General features: G+C 67.8%; 16 protein-coding genes. 9 read left to right on the top strand and 7 right to left on the bottom strand.

Annotated features, from left to right (window positions below):
- Positions 1–18: 18 nt before the first annotated feature.
- The 3 genes from ACYVDN_RS01185 to ACYVDN_RS01175 are packed head-to-tail and all read left to right on the top strand — an operon-like array spanning position 19 to position 3,268.
- On the top strand, positions 19–1,464 hold the full coding sequence (locus ACYVDN_RS01185; protein ID WP_460567635.1) for a purine-cytosine permease family protein: 1,446 nt from the start codon (positions 19–21) through the stop codon (positions 1,462–1,464).
- Positions 1,461–2,306, top strand: a complete 846-nt coding sequence (locus tag ACYVDN_RS01180) for a carbon-nitrogen hydrolase family protein (RefSeq protein WP_460567633.1) — start codon at positions 1,461–1,463, stop codon at positions 2,304–2,306. Before ACYVDN_RS01185 ends, ACYVDN_RS01180 begins: the two co-directional genes overlap by 4 nt.
- Positions 2,303–3,268, top strand: coding sequence for a carbon-nitrogen hydrolase family protein (locus ACYVDN_RS01175; RefSeq protein ID WP_460567631.1), 966 nt, complete (start codon positions 2,303–2,305; stop codon positions 3,266–3,268). Before ACYVDN_RS01180 ends, ACYVDN_RS01175 begins: the two co-directional genes overlap by 4 nt.
- A 184-nt stretch (positions 3,269–3,452) precedes the next feature.
- Here ACYVDN_RS01175 and rsrA read toward each other — a convergent pair whose 3' ends face one another.
- Positions 3,453–3,701: a mycothiol system anti-sigma-R factor gene (gene rsrA / locus ACYVDN_RS01170; RefSeq protein ID WP_460567629.1), complete on the bottom strand. Its 249-nt coding sequence runs from the start codon at positions 3,699–3,701 to the stop codon at positions 3,453–3,455.
- A complete protein-coding gene (locus ACYVDN_RS01165; RefSeq protein ID WP_460567627.1) occupies positions 3,698–4,372 on the bottom strand; it encodes a sigma-70 family RNA polymerase sigma factor in 675 nt (224 codons plus the stop codon). The genes rsrA and ACYVDN_RS01165 overlap by 4 nt, the downstream gene beginning before the upstream one ends.
- Before the next feature lie 176 nt (positions 4,373–4,548).
- On the opposite strand from ACYVDN_RS01165, the gene aroA reads away from it, so the two are divergent.
- From aroA to bcp, 3 genes are read left to right on the top strand one after another with little or no spacing between them, the layout of a single operon-like run.
- Positions 4,549–5,934, top strand: coding sequence for a 3-phosphoshikimate 1-carboxyvinyltransferase (gene aroA / locus ACYVDN_RS01160; protein WP_460567625.1), 1,386 nt, complete (start codon positions 4,549–4,551; stop codon positions 5,932–5,934).
- Between the two features lie 13 nt (positions 5,935–5,947).
- Positions 5,948–7,018 carry a ribosome small subunit-dependent GTPase A gene (rsgA, locus tag ACYVDN_RS01155; RefSeq protein WP_460567623.1) on the top strand — a complete coding sequence of 357 codons (1,071 nt, stop codon included), beginning with the start codon at positions 5,948–5,950 and terminating at the stop codon, positions 7,016–7,018.
- Between the two features lie 32 nt (positions 7,019–7,050).
- Positions 7,051–7,554, top strand: a complete 504-nt coding sequence (bcp, locus tag ACYVDN_RS01150; RefSeq protein ID WP_460567621.1) for a peroxiredoxin — start codon at positions 7,051–7,053, stop codon at positions 7,552–7,554.
- A gap of 9 nt (positions 7,555–7,563) precedes the next feature.
- On the opposite strand, the gene ACYVDN_RS01145 is transcribed toward bcp, so the two are convergent.
- Positions 7,564–8,016 (bottom strand): hypothetical protein, encoded by a 453-nt coding sequence (locus ACYVDN_RS01145; RefSeq protein ID WP_460567619.1) that lies wholly within the window; start codon positions 8,014–8,016, stop codon positions 7,564–7,566.
- 230 nt (positions 8,017–8,246) lie between these two features.
- Between ACYVDN_RS01145 and ACYVDN_RS01140 the strand changes: the two genes are divergently transcribed.
- A complete protein-coding gene (locus ACYVDN_RS01140; RefSeq protein WP_460567617.1) occupies positions 8,247–8,495 on the top strand; it encodes a WhiB family transcriptional regulator in 249 nt (82 codons plus the stop codon).
- A gap of 28 nt (positions 8,496–8,523) precedes the next feature.
- Here the strand turns inward: ACYVDN_RS01140 and ACYVDN_RS01135 are convergent, their stop codons facing one another.
- The 3 genes from ACYVDN_RS01135 to ACYVDN_RS01125 form a co-directional block, all read right to left on the bottom strand.
- Complete coding sequence (locus ACYVDN_RS01135) at positions 8,524–10,017, bottom strand: sensor histidine kinase (protein WP_460567615.1); 1,494 nt, start codon at positions 10,015–10,017, stop codon at positions 8,524–8,526.
- A gap of 110 nt (positions 10,018–10,127) precedes the next feature.
- A complete protein-coding gene (locus ACYVDN_RS01130; RefSeq protein ID WP_460567612.1) occupies positions 10,128–11,372 on the bottom strand; it encodes an AAA family ATPase in 1,245 nt (414 codons plus the stop codon).
- A complete protein-coding gene (locus ACYVDN_RS01125; RefSeq protein ID WP_460567610.1) occupies positions 11,369–12,022 on the bottom strand; it encodes a hypothetical protein in 654 nt (217 codons plus the stop codon). The genes ACYVDN_RS01130 and ACYVDN_RS01125 overlap by 4 nt, the downstream gene beginning before the upstream one ends.
- Before the next feature lie 148 nt (positions 12,023–12,170).
- Between ACYVDN_RS01125 and ACYVDN_RS01120 the strand changes: the two genes are divergently transcribed.
- Complete coding sequence (locus ACYVDN_RS01120) at positions 12,171–12,458, top strand: helix-turn-helix domain-containing protein (protein WP_460567608.1); 288 nt, start codon at positions 12,171–12,173, stop codon at positions 12,456–12,458.
- A 32-nt stretch (positions 12,459–12,490) separates the two neighbouring features.
- Here ACYVDN_RS01120 and ACYVDN_RS01115 read toward each other — a convergent pair whose 3' ends face one another.
- A complete protein-coding gene (locus ACYVDN_RS01115) occupies positions 12,491–13,120 on the bottom strand; it encodes a hypothetical protein (protein WP_460567606.1) in 630 nt (209 codons plus the stop codon).
- A 165-nt stretch (positions 13,121–13,285) separates the two neighbouring features.
- On the opposite strand from ACYVDN_RS01115, the gene ACYVDN_RS01110 reads away from it, so the two are divergent.
- Positions 13,286–13,771, top strand: coding sequence for an Rv3235 family protein (locus tag ACYVDN_RS01110; protein WP_460567604.1), 486 nt, complete (start codon positions 13,286–13,288; stop codon positions 13,769–13,771).
- The last annotated feature ends 13 nt before the right edge of the window (positions 13,772–13,784 follow it).

Raw genomic sequence — 13,784 nt, 5'->3', positions numbered from 1 at the left:
AGAACCCGAAGGACGACGATGTCTTACACCGAAGAGTCGACAGATCGCGAGACTCTGATCGAGCACCACTCGATCGATTACATTCCCCATTCCGAACGACACGGAAAGGTCTGGCACCAGGGCCCGTTCTGGTTCACGGGCAACTTCGTGCTGCCGACCATGGTCGTCGGCTTCGTCGGTCCCAGCATGGGTCTGAGCGTGTGGTTCAGCGTGCTCGCCGTGTTGCTCGGCGCCTGCTTCGGCACCTTCTTCATGGCGTTCCATGCCAACCAGGGTCCACGGATGGGCCTGCCGCAGATGATCCAGTCCCGCGCGCAGTTCGGAAGCCGCGGCGCCATCGTGCCTTTCGCGGCAACCGTGTTCGTCTACGTCGGCTTTCTGGTCTTCGACACCATCCTCGCCACCGACGGCATCAACCTCGTGCCCAGCGCCAAGCTGTTCTGGTACCCGGTTCTGATCGCGATCTCCATCGTCATCGCGGTCGTCGGGCACGATCTGCTCCACTTCGTGCAGCGCTGGCTCACGTACATCCTGGTCGTGGTCTTCGCGATCGTGACGGTCGTCGCCATCGTGCACTTCTCCTCGGCGCCGCTCGTGCACGGCGCGGCGGCGGCGACAGCAGGATGGAACACCCCGGCATTCCTGGTGCAGTTCTCGCTCGCCGCTGGCTACAACATCAGCTACGCGGTCTACGTCTCGGACTACACGCGGTACCTGCCCGCGAACGTCTCGGCACCCAAGCTGATCACCTCGGTGTACGCGGGAGCTGCGCTGTCCGCGTTCTGGCTCATGTCGCTCGGCGCCATCCTGGCCAGCTACATCCCGAACGCCGACCCCATCGCGTCGCTGCGAGAGGTGGGCGACCTGCTCTTCCCGGGATTCGGCACGATCGCCGTGCTCGTCTCGGTGCTCGCGCTCATCTCGATCATGGGAGTCAACGCCTATGGCGCGATGCTCACGGGCACGAGCGCGATCGACGGTTTCAAACAGGTCAAGCCGACGGTGCGCCTTCGCGTGATCGGCCTGATCGTCGTCGGCATCGCCTCGCTGATCGTCGCGCTGCTCATCCCCGACAACTACGTGAACAGCTTCAACAGCTTCGTCATCCTGATGCTCTACTTCCTCGTGCCGTGGACCGCGGTCAACCTTGTCGACTTCTACTTCGTGCGCCACGGAAAGTATGCGATCACCGAGATCTTGAAGCCGAACGGCATCTACGGCAGGTGGGCGTGGCGCGGTATGACCGCGTACGCGATCGGATTCGTCGCGATGATCCCGTTCTTCTCCGTGAGCTTCTTCGTCGGGCCCATCGCTGCGCTCCTCGGGGGCGCCGACTTCTCCTTCGCAGTCGGGCTCATCGTCTCGGGCGGGCTGTATCTGCTGTTCGCCCGTAACATCGATCACGAGGCCGAAGCGAAGGCCCGTGCAGCCAGCCAGCGAGAGCTCGAAGGGGCGTCTCAGTGAGTGGATCGACCGTCACGGTCGCCTGTTGCCAGTTCGCCCCGGCGATCGGAGACCTCGACGAGTCGCTTCGTCGCATGAGCCTCGCGGTCGACGAAGCGGTCGAGCGGCACGCCAACGTCATCGTGCTGCCCGAACTCGCCAACACGGGGTACATGTTCGACGACAGAGCCGAACTGGTCGGGGCGTGCGAGCCCGTGGACGGTCTGACGATTCGGTTGCTCCAGCAGCTCGCCTCGGCCCACGACGTCGTCATCGTCAGCGGCTTCGCCGAGGCAGGCGACGACGGCGAGCCCTACAACAGCGCGGTCATGGTGGATGCGACCGGAGTGCGCGCCGTCTATCGAAAGGCGCATCTCTGGGATCACGAGAAGCCGACGGGGTTCGCCGTCGGGAACGACCGTCCGCCCGTCGTTCGCACCAGATTCGGGACCATCGGCATCATGATCTGCTACGACCTCGAGCTCCCGGAGTACGTGCGGTTCCCCGCTCTCGACGGCGCCGAGCTGCTCTGTGCCCCGGTGAACTGGCCGCTCTTCCCCCGTCCCGCAGGAGAGCGGCCGGGCGAGGTGGTGCGTGTGCAGGCCGACGCCGCAGTGAACAGGATGTTCATCGCCGCCGCAGACCGCGTGGGAACGGAACGCGGGCAGGAATGGCTCGGCGGAAGCGTCATCGTTGATCCGGACGGATATCCCGTGACGGAGCTGCGACTCGGCGAGCTCACGATGGTCGTCGCCGCTGTCGACCTGTCGCTGGCCCACACCAAGCGGATCAGTGCGAACAACGACGTCCACGCCGATCGTCGCCCTGACCTCTATGCCCGTCTCGGCGAGGAGACGGCATGACCGTCGTCACCGTCGCGATAGTGCAGGAGCCGCCTGCACTCCTCGATCTCGACGAATCGCTGCGACGCGCGGTCGAGCATGTGAGGAGCGCTGCGGCATCCGGGGCATCCCTCGTCGTATTCCCAGAAACCTGGCTGACGGGGTACCCGGCATGGGTGTTCGGCATGGCGGGCTGGCGCGACCCTGTCGCTCAGCAATGGCACAGCCGACTTCTCGGGCAGAGTGTCGTCGTCGAGCAGGGCGAAGGAATCGAGGATGACCTCGCCGCGGTTCGCCGGGTGGCGCGCGAGTGCGCCGTGACGGTGGTCATCGGGATCAACGAACGCCCTCGCCGCGGCAGCGGATCGCTCTTCAACTCCATCGTCACCATCGCCCCCGACGGCACGACCCTGAACCTTCACCGCAAGCTCGTTCCGACGCACACGGAGCGGATCGTCTGGGCGATGGGAGACGGCGCGGGCCTGCGCGTCGTCGACACTCCGGCCGGACGCCTAGGGGGCCTGGTCTGCTGGGAACACTTCAACCCCTTAGCGCGTCAGGCGCTGCACGCGCAGAACGAAGAGCTCCACGTCGCACTGTGGCCGGACATGCCGGAGAGCCACCACCTCGCCGCGCGATCGTATGCGCTCGAAGGGCGATGCCACGTGATCTCGGCCGCCCAGATCCTGTCGACGGACGACCTCCCGAACGAGCTCCTCGACGCCTACCGCGCCGGAGTCGGACCGGATGCCCCGGAGTCGGGCCTTCTCTTCGACGGCGGGTCAAGCGTCGTGGGCCCCGACGGGGCGTGGCTGCTGGAGCCGGTCTATGACCGCGCAGGTGTCTTCACGGCGGAGCTCGACCTCGATCACCGCTATCGCGAGACGCTCGATCTGGATGTCGGAGGACATTCGGCCCGCCCCGATGTCTTCCACCTCACGGTCGACACGGAGCGCCGCGACACCGGCGTCAGCTTCGGCTGACGCCTGCGCAGCCCACCGGGTTTCGAGACGCGTCGCTGCTCAACCCACGTCAAACGCAAGCGGCAACGTCGCGAACGCAACCCGCTCTACGAGGCGGCGGCGTGCACGGCGCCGAACGCAACTATCCGTCTACCCGACCGCCGCGCGACGGGCGGGGACCGGCGCGCAAATAGGCACCGCCCAATCAGCGCATGTGCGCTGATTGGATGCTGCGGAGCTGCGCAAGCACCTGAACGCGCAGCTCAGCGGGTGCGGTCTCCTTGCACGCCCGCTGCACGACCTCGGTGAGCACGACGCCGACGTGCACTTCGCTCTGGCAGTCGGAGCACGTCTCGAGGTGCTCGCGGATGTCTGCCGCGTCGTCGGCCTGCAGCTCGTTGTGCAGGTACTCTTCGAGGTCTTGTTTGGCTTTGGCGCAGCCGCAGTCGGTCATGACGTACTCCCAGTGTTCTGCACGGTCGCTGCGCTCCGCCGTCCCCGGGTGCTGGGCACAGCATCCGGTTTCTGCGCGCCGCTGTTCTGCACAGCGCTGAGGCCTCTCTCGTGCGCGTAATCCGTCAACAGCTCCCGGAGCATCCGCCTGCCACGATGCAGACGGCTCATCACGGTGCCGATCGGGGTCTTCATGATGTCGGCGATCTCCTGATAGGAGAACCCCTCCACGTCTGCCAGGTACACGGCGAGACGGAAGTCTTCCGGGATGGCCTGCAGGGCGTTCTTCACGTCGGAATCCGGCAGGTGGTCGATGGCCTCGGCCTCGGCCGAACGCGAGGTCGACGAGGTCGTCGAGGTCGCCCCGCCGAGCTGCCAGTCTTCGAGTTCGTCGATGGCGTTCTGGTACGGCTCACGCTGCTTCTTGCGGTACGTGTTGATGAACGTGTTGGTCAGAATGCGGTACAGCCAGGCCTTCAGGTTCGTGCCTTGTTTGAACTGGCCGAACGCTGCATACGCTTTGACGAAGGTCTCCTGCACCAGATCTTGGGCGTCGGCCGGGTTGCGCGTCATGCGCAGGGCTGCAGCGTAGAGCTGGTCCATGAACGGCAGCGCCTGCTCTTCGAACAGCGCACCCAGGTCCTGACCTGATTCCTCGATTGGGGTCGACATCAGGGCCCAGTCTAGGCTGAGCCCTTGCGCGTCTTCCGTCGAGGCGTTTTCGTACCCGAGGTGCATCGGGGAGAACGTGAGCGGCGCATCCAGCAACGCTTGTGCCATTCGCTCTGTACTCTCCTGTCTTCCGACGACGTCTGTTCGGTGGTAACGCCGATTACCCTAGACAAGCGATGCTGATCTCGAAATATTCCGCCCCGGACTTCGATCCGTACGGCGACAACGCCCCGGTGGAACCGGACGCCCTCTGGCCAGCTCCGATGGCGGGCGGACCGGTGAGCGCTCGCGTCTCGCTTCCCGGATCGAAGTCGATCACCAACCGCGAGCTCGTGCTCGCCGCCCTCGCTGACGCCCCATCGCTGCTTCGAGCGCCGCTGCACTCCAAGGACAGCGCGAACATGGTCGAGGCGCTCAGGGCACTCGGCGTGCGCATCGAGGAGCGTGACGGCGGCGGCTCGTTCGGGAGCGACTGGCTGGTGACGCCGCCGGATGAGCTGACGGGCAGCACGACCATCGACTGCGGGCAGGCCGGAACCGTGATGCGTTTCGTGCCGCCTGTTGCGGCCCTTGCGCTCGGTCCCACAACGTTCGATGCCGATGACTCTGCGCGGGGACGTCCGATGGGCGCCATCGTCGCCGCCCTGCGCGCCCTCGGCGTCGACCTCGACGACGCCGGTCGCGGCGGGCTCCCCTTCACCGTTCACGGAACGGGCAGGGTGGCAGGCGGCGCCATCGAGATCGATGCGTCGGCGTCCAGCCAGTTCGTCTCGGCCCTTCTGCTGTCGGCCCCATGCTTCGAGGACGGCCTGCGCCTCACCCACGTCGGCGAGCGGCTGCCGAGCCTCCCCCACATCGAGATGACCATCGACGCGCTCTCGCACCGAGGCGTGCGCGTCGACACCCCCGCGATCGGCCAGTGGGTCGTCACACCGGGTGCGATCGCCGGACGCGATGTCGACATCGAGCCCGACCTCTCCAACGCGGCACCGTTCCTCGCCGCGGCGGTCGCCACGGGCGGCACCGTCACGGTGACCGGCTGGCCGGATGCCACGACTCAGGTGGGAGCGGAGCTGGCGGTCATCCTGCCTGCATTCGGCGCCACCGTCGAATGCGCCGACGACGCGCTGACCGTGCGCGGGGGCGACGGCATCCGTGGCGTCGAACTCGATCTCTCGGCGGGCGGCGAGCTGGCGCCGACGATCGTCGCGCTGGCGGCCCTCGCCGACTCGCCGAGCACGATCACAGGCATCGGGCACATCCGCAACCACGAGACCGATCGGCTCGCTGCCCTTGCGACAGAGATCCGTGCGCTGGGCGGCGAGGTCGACGAGCTCGACGACGGCCTGCGGGTCGTGCCGCGCCCGCTGCACGGCGGGGTGTGGCACAGCTACGACGACCACCGCATGTCGACGAGCGGGGCGCTGATCGGCCTCGTCGTTCCCGACGTGCGGATCGAGAATGTCGAGGCGACGCACAAGACGCTTCCCCAGTTCACGTCGCTCTGGCGAGACCTGGTCACGGGCGACGGCCACCAGCGCGACCTCGTCGCCGGCGGATGACGGAGCCGACAGCGTGAGCTGGTGGGAGACCGACGAAGACGACGAGCCGTACGAGGAGTATGACGAGTCATCCGTGCGCGTCCGCCCCAATCCCAAGGGCAATCGCCCGCGCAGCAAGATGCGCCCAGAGCACGAGGATGCCGTCGTCGGGCGTGTGCTGGGCGTCGATCGGGGCAGGTACACGGTACTGGTCGACGAGGACACCCCCGAGGAGCACGAGGCGATCGCGGCGCGCGCGAGTGAGTTGCGCAAACAGGCCGTCGTCACGGGCGACAGGGTCGACCTCGTCGGCGACACCACCGGCGAGGAGGGCACGCTCTCGCGCATCGTGCGCATCCGTGAGCGCGGCACGCTGCTGCGCCGCAGCGCGGACGACACGGATGCCGTCGAGCGCGTCATCGTCGCCAACGCCGACCAGATGCTCATCGTCGTGGCCGCGGCGAACCCCGAGCCGCGCACCAGGCTGGTCGACCGCTACCTGGTGGCCGCGTACGACGCGGGAATCGCTCCTCTACTCGTCATCACGAAGACCGACCTTGCCGATCCTGCCCCCTTCCTGCGCAACTTCGCCGGGCTCGACCTGCCGGTCTTCCTGAGCAGCTCACCCGAGGCGGACGGGTTGGATGACCCGGCGTCGGGCATCCCTCTCGACGAACTCGGCGCGGCGTTGGCCGGACACGACACCGTCGCGGTCGGGCACTCGGGTGTCGGCAAGTCGACCCTGGTGAACGCGCTCGTCCCCGGGGCCGACCGGGCGACGGGGCACGTGAACGTGGTCACCGGACGCGGACGCCACACCTCGTCGTCGACCGTGTCGCTGCGGCTGAGAACCCCCTACGGCGACGGCTGGATCATCGACACCCCGGGCGTTCGCTCCTTCGGGCTGGGGCACGTCGACCCCGCGAACATCCTCCGGGCCTTCACCGACCTTGCGGCGATCGCCGAGAACTGCCCCCGCGGCTGCACCCACCTGCCCGATGCACCGGACTGCGCCATCATCGAGGCGGTGGATGCCGGCGAGCTCGGTGAGCTCGGGCAGGCACGACTCGATTCCCTTCAGCGGCTCCTCGCCACCTTCCGCTGACGTCGGCGCGACGCCTCGATTACCGTTGAGGCATGACCGCTGCGAGCCCGACCTCTGCCGACCAGAATGCCTCCGCCCGTCTGAGCGCCGGCGACACCGCCCCCGACTTCACGCTGCTCGACCAGGACGGCGCAGAGGTCTCGCTGCACGACTTCGCCGGCCAGAACGTCATCGTGTACTTCTACCCGGCAGCGATGACCCCAGGATGCACGAAGGAGGCGTGCGACTTTCGCGACAACCTCAACTCGCTGAAGTCCGCCGGCTACCAGGTGCTCGGCGTCTCGAAGGATGCCCCGGCCAAGCTCGCCGAGTTCCGCGAGCACGACGGGCTGAACTTCCCGCTGCTGTCAGACACCGATCTGACAGTGCACAAGGTCTATGGCGCGTACGGCGAGAAGTCGCTGTACGGCAAGGTGGTCACCGGCGTGCTCAGGTCGACCTTCGTCGTCGACGCCGACGGGAGCATCCGCCTCGCCCTCTACAACGTGAAGGCCACCGGTCACGTAGCGTCCCTCCGCAAGAAGCTGGCTGCGTAGGTTCCGCAGTCACTCCTTTTCATCGCGCACGACCTCGCGGGCGGTGGCCCTGGTCACCGATGGAGCAAGCACCAGGCCGATGCCGACGAGGGCGATGACGAGCAGCCACCAGCCCGCCGCAGGGACGGCTGTCACTCCGGTGAAGCATCCGATCGCGACCGCGAGAACGATCACGTGCCAGGTGATGCTCGAGCCCCTCATCCACGATCGACGGCGGGTTGCGGCGATGGTCGTCAGCACCAGCCAGACGGCGCACAGCACCCCGATGACGATCAACGCAAGACCGCTGACCGAGTCGGATGCCGCGACCTGGGTCTCCTGCACAGCGAGCCAGACCACGAGCACGATCAGCCCGAGCGACTCGAGCGCCAGCAGGGCGACGAGGCATCCGAGAAGAGGCGGGAACGTCCGTTCCGGCCGGTCAGCGCTCGTATCGGGCGATTGTTTCCGGTCCGTGTTCACAGCGTTATCCCAATCGAAACTCTTGATTTGGCACTACCAGTATGCGAGCATTTCCTAGTCGAGTTTGACGCTCACAGGGTCGTGGGCAGGTCTCCGTTCATAGGAACTCAGTCCAACAGGAACCTAGTCCCACCAAAGATCATGACCCTGAAACTCGGCGCTCACCCGATCATTGACCGTTCGGTCATGCACGCCGTCGTACGACGCAAGCAACAAAGGAGCACCCTCATATGGATTGGCGCGACAAAGCCGCCTGCCTGACAGCCGACCCGGAACTCTTCTTCCCGGTGGGCAACACGGGACCGGCCGTCGACCAGATCGAGAAGGCCAAGGCCGTCTGCGCCCGCTGCACCGTGACTGAGACCTGCCTGCAGTACGCCCTCGAGACCGGGCAGGACTCGGGCGTCTGGGGTGGCCTTTCCGAGGACGAGCGTCGCGCGCTCAAGCGTCGCGCCGCGCGAGCGCGTCGCGCCTCTTAGTCCCCCACCGGAGACAGAACGACCGGACTCACGCCTTGCGCAGGTAGCGCAGCGGCACCTCGATAGTCACCTCGGTGCCCGTGCCGACCAGCGTGTGCCAGTCGATCGTGCCGCTCAGCTCACCCTGGATGAGCGTGCGGACGATCTGCGTTCCGAGGCCGTCGCCGACCTTGCCCTCCGGGAGCCCCGAGCCGTTGTCCTTCACCTTGACGGTGAGCATCTCCGGCGAACGGTTCGCGATGATCTCCACCTCGCCCGACCGTCCGGCGAGGCCGTGCTCGACCGCGTTCGTCACGAGCTCGGTGAGCGCGAGCGCCAGTGGGGTCGCGTACTCGCTCGGCAGTTCGCCGAAGCTGCCCGTCGACTTCGGATGCGCCGTCGTGTTGTGCGCGCTGGCCACCTCGGCCACCAGCAGCAGCACGCGGTCGAACACGTCGTCGAAGTCGACGATCTGCGCGAGCCCCTCCGACAGAGTGTCGTGGACGACGGCGATAGCCGACACCCGCCGCATCGCTTGACCGAGAGCCTCCCTGGCCTCTTCGGAGTGCGTACGCCTTGCCTGGATGCGCAGCAGTGACGCCACCGTCTGCAGGTTGTTCTTCACCCTGTGGTGGATCTCGCGGATCGTCGCGTCCTTGGTAATGAGCTCCTGCTCCTGGTGCCGCATCTCGGTGACGTCTCGGCAGAGCACGATCGCACCGGTGCGCTCACCGTGCGTGCGGATCGGGATCGTGCGCAGCGAGACGGTCACTCCGCGCGCCTCGATGTCCGTGCGCCAGGGCGCCCTGCCGGTGACCACGAGCGGCAGCGACTCGTCCACGACCGAGTTGTCGGTGAGCACCCTGGTCGTCACTTCGGCGAGGGACTCCCCCTCCAGCTCCTCCGTGAATCCCATGCGGTTGAACGCCGAGAGCGCGTTGGGGCTCGCGAACGTGGTGACGCCGTCGACGTCGAGTCGGATCAGACCATCGGATGCCCGAGGAGCACCCCTGCGCGGGCCCGACGGCGCGCCAAGATCGGGGAAGTCCCCCGTCGCGATCATGCCGAAGAGATCGTTCGCGCACGCGTTGAAGGTGAGCTCCTGACGGCTCGGAGTGCGCGCTTCACTCAGGTTGCTGTGCCGCGTCATCACAGCGATCGGATGCGACACCACCTGCGCGGTCGATGCCGACACCCGGCGAAAGACAGGCACAGCCCGCACCCGCGTCGGCATCTCCTCGTACCAGTCCGGCGCATGCGAGTCGACGATCGTTCCGGTCTGGAACGCCTCTGTCGCGAGTCCTCGCCACTCCGCGCGGATCTGCTGACCGACGAAGTCGCGGTAGAACAGTGTCGCCGCGCTGGATGGCCGCGAGTGAGCGACAGCGATGAACCCGTCCTCGGTGGTCGGCACCCACAGAACGATGTCCGCGAAGGCGAGATCGGCCAACAGCTGGCAATCGCCGACGAGCAGGTGCAACCACTCGATGTCTTCGGGGGTCGAACGGCCGTGCGCGACGACGAGATCACTCAGCGTGGACATCCACACAGTCTAGGAGTGCGCGCTGGAGCTAAAAGCGATGGTCCGGGGACCATCGCCGCGACGCCAGCGCCGAGCGACCTACGCTCGCGCGGTTACACACCTCGGTCCCTTCACACAGCGTCAGCGACGACCCTCGCTCGCGCGTGCCGCCGACGCGCAGTCCTCGGCTCCGGCACCGGCGCCAGCTCCCGCTCGATGAACCGCCGCAACGCGGCGCGGGCCGGCGACTTGGGTGCGGCATCCCTCAGCGTGCTTCCGGCGAGCACCGCGCGGTCGAACGCCGCCGGGTCATCCGGCACCAGCGCAGCGGCCTCGACTCCGCCGAAGCGCATCAGCGTCGACGACACCTGAGCGAAGGGGCTCGCGCCCACCGCGGATGCCCGCACCCGGTTAACGATGACGTGCGCCCGTGTCTCAGGTGCAGCATCCGCAAGGTCGCCAAGCGCCCTGAGCAACCGGGACAGCCCGACGGGGTCGGCCGCCCCGACGGCGACGACGTCGTCTGCGGCGCGGAGCGCGGCCAGAGTCGCCGCGTTGCGCCTGGGTGCGAACAGGTCGCTGGTGATCTCCTCGTCGGTCTCCAGGCTGAAGCCCACGTCGACGACCACATACTCCGCCCAGGTGCGGCAGACGGCGAGCACACGCTCGACGCGGTCATCCGTCAGCTCCGGCCAGCGGGACGCCCGTCCGATGCCGGTGAGAGCCCAGAACGCGCCCCGTGGGCTCGAATACCGCTGAGCGATCCGCGCCAGCTCGTCGTGCGTGAGGGAATCGGATGCCGCCAACCTGCAGGCCGCAGCGAACCCCGGTGCTTCGTCGAGCAGGCCGAGGGCCGGAGCCACCGCGCCGCCGTACGGATCGCTGTCGGCGAGCACCACGCTGTGCCCGAGCGCGGCCAGCTCGGCCGCGATGGTGATCGCGAACGACGTGCGCCCAGGGGCGCCTGCAGGTCCCCATACCGCGATGACCCTGGTGGCGTCCGCGGAGCCGAGGGGGCCGCCGGCGCGCGAGGGCACGACGGGCACCCCGCGCAGCGAGGGTTCGATCGTGCTCCAGTCTCCTGCGGCATCCAACGCGTCATGCACGCCGAGTGAGAGTGCGTACCGCCGCTCCGACTCCGAGGCGACGAGCACCACGAGACGCACACCCGACCGGTCGCACATCGCCACGACCTCCGCCGTGAGCCTCCCCTTGCCCGCGCCGACAACGGCGACGTCCGTCGTGCGCGCCTCCAGCGATGCGATGAGGTCTCTCGCCGTCTCCGTGCGCAGCGCGACGAGGTGGCCGGACGCCGCAGCCTCGGCGGCGACGCGATCCCGCGTGCGTCTGTCGAGGCACAGCGCGAGGATGCTCATCGGCCTGCTCCCGAGTCAGTGCTCGCCGGCACGACCGAGAGCGCCCGGCCATCCGCGATCGCCTGCAGCACGGAGGCCACGCGGTTCGACGGCACCCGCATCTCGATCGACACGGTCGAGCGGTCGGCGACGAGTGAATCGTCGCGCGCCACGGACGCGACAACGGCTCCGGGAACCAGCACGGTCGGCGGGCGGTAGTCCTTGTCGTCTGTGCTGTGCGCCGCCCACACGTCGACGACGGCTCCCTTGTCGACGGCAGCGGCCGCCGGGCCGGAGGCCTTCACGACGACGCTGGTCAGGGCGGCATCCGCCGTCTCCCCCACCGCCGACGCCGGCACCAACTCTCCTCGGGGAACGGAACGCACCACAACGGCATCACGTGGAAGCGCGGCACGCGTGAGGTATACGTCCGACGCCGACGGCACCCGAACGCTGGTCAGCTCAAGGTCGCCAGGGCGAACGCGATCGCCCGCGACCAGCGTGTTGCGGGCCGTGTACACCTCGACGCTCCGGTTCTGAGTGGCGAGCAGCACGCACACGCCGACGACGGATGCGGCGATCAACAGGATGCCGACGACGAATCTCGGATCCACCCAGAATCGCCTCTTGCCCGTTTGGGCCGCCTGACGTGGGCCGGTCGACGTGCTCATGGTCCTCCTCGTCTCGCCCGATTCGTCACGGCGTGGCTGTTCCGTCGTGCCATCCGGCGAGGTCACCATGGTGCCGTTTCTGGACAAGTCGTAGGAAAGTTGTCCACAGGCGCGAGGCATCCGAGGCATCCGGCGATACGCTCAACCCATGACCCCCGAGCGTCGAGACGATGTGACGCGCTTTCTCACCGTCGGCGACGCCGCGGAGGTCTTGAACGTGGCCCCGAGCGATGTGATCGGTCTGATCGACACGGGCGAGCTTCCGGCCATCCGGGTGGGACGACCCGGCGCATGGCGCATCGAGCGGGTAGAACTCGAGGCCTACATCGAGGCGATGTACGAGGAGACGCGCAGGCGATCGCTGTGGGAGCAATCCGACCTCGCGGCGATGCCCGAGGTGTCCGGCGGCCGGGTGGTGTGGCCAGACGGCCGCTGACGTCACAGCCACCCAGCTCAGAGCCGCCGACGTCACAGCCGCACCATCACCACCGCCACCATCGGCACGATGCGGATGCCACGCACGTTCATCGCTCTTCGTGGGACATCCGGCTCGTGCAGCGCCAGGTCGAGGTGGTCCTTCGCGACGCGGTCGATCGTTCCGTGCATCGTGCCCACGAGGGTGACGACGGTCGCGGCGCTGCGCCTTCGTGCGAGATCACGCAGGGCGAACGCCAGCCCTAAGCGGTCGATCAGGCGAGGCGCCGCGTCCTGAGGCCGCTCCTGCTCCCCGTTCGATTCCAGGCTCGGGGCGACCTGGGCCTCCGTCAGACCGACCGAGACGACGGCATCGAGAGGCACGAGCGCACGAGTGGATGTCCGCGCTCGCTCCACTCCGTGCCGCCCCTCCGGAACCAGCTCACCCGACACCCAGTCCCTGCCGAACGTGGCAGGGCGCAGCCTCACCGTGCTGCCGTCCGCCAGCCAGAGCAACAGTGGTGCGCCCGACTCGCCAGAACCGGAGAGCGCCCGCATCCTGTCCCGCAATGCGAGTCGACCGACGCGCAGCCGTTCCTCCTCGACGCGGAGCTCCAGGTCTTCGGCGCCGAGTTCGTGTTCGAGCTGGCTCTCGAGGTCAGCGAACAGATTGTCCCAGCGCATGAGAGGGAACGATAGCGGCTGTCTGGGGAGACCGCTCGCTGTTGTCCACAGGGCACGGAAGCAGTGGACCCCGCTGTCTGGCCACTGGTTGAGTGACTTGCCTAACCCCCGAAGGCGCGGGAATCGGCCCGCCTTTCCCCGCATCCGACCGCAGGGAGTCATCCGATGAGCCAGGTGTCGCCGTCACCGGTACCGCAAGACCAGAGCGTCGAGGTCGCGCCGTCGCGCGGGCGGGATGCCCCGCGACGCTCGGGCGCCAGAAGACGCATCGACGAGGACTTCTTCCTCGCCCAGCCGACCGGTCGCGCCGAGCTGCCCGACCCCGAACCACTTCTGACCAACCTCGCCAGATGCATCCTCGAGGTGCTCGCCGGCGCCCGCGACCTCGAACAGCTCAGCAGGTGGGTGACGGACGAGGTCTACACGACCCTGTTGCACCGCACGGTTCTCGCCGAGCGGGCGCGCCGAGTGAAGGGCATCACCGCGGCCCGGCCCGCGCTCACCGTGCTGAGCACGCACGTCAGCGAGCCACGCGACGGCGTCGTCGAAGCGACGATAATCGTGCGCAACCCGATACGGGTGCGCGCCGTCGCCATCCGCCTGGAGGGCCTGGACCGCCGCTGGCGCGCCTCGGCGATCAGCGTGCTGTAGGCGACACCGCCAA

It is taken from the genome of Humibacter soli (assembly GCF_054779035.1).
Note: the sequence above shows the minus strand (reverse complement) of the source record. Positions and strands in the feature narration are given on the sequence as shown.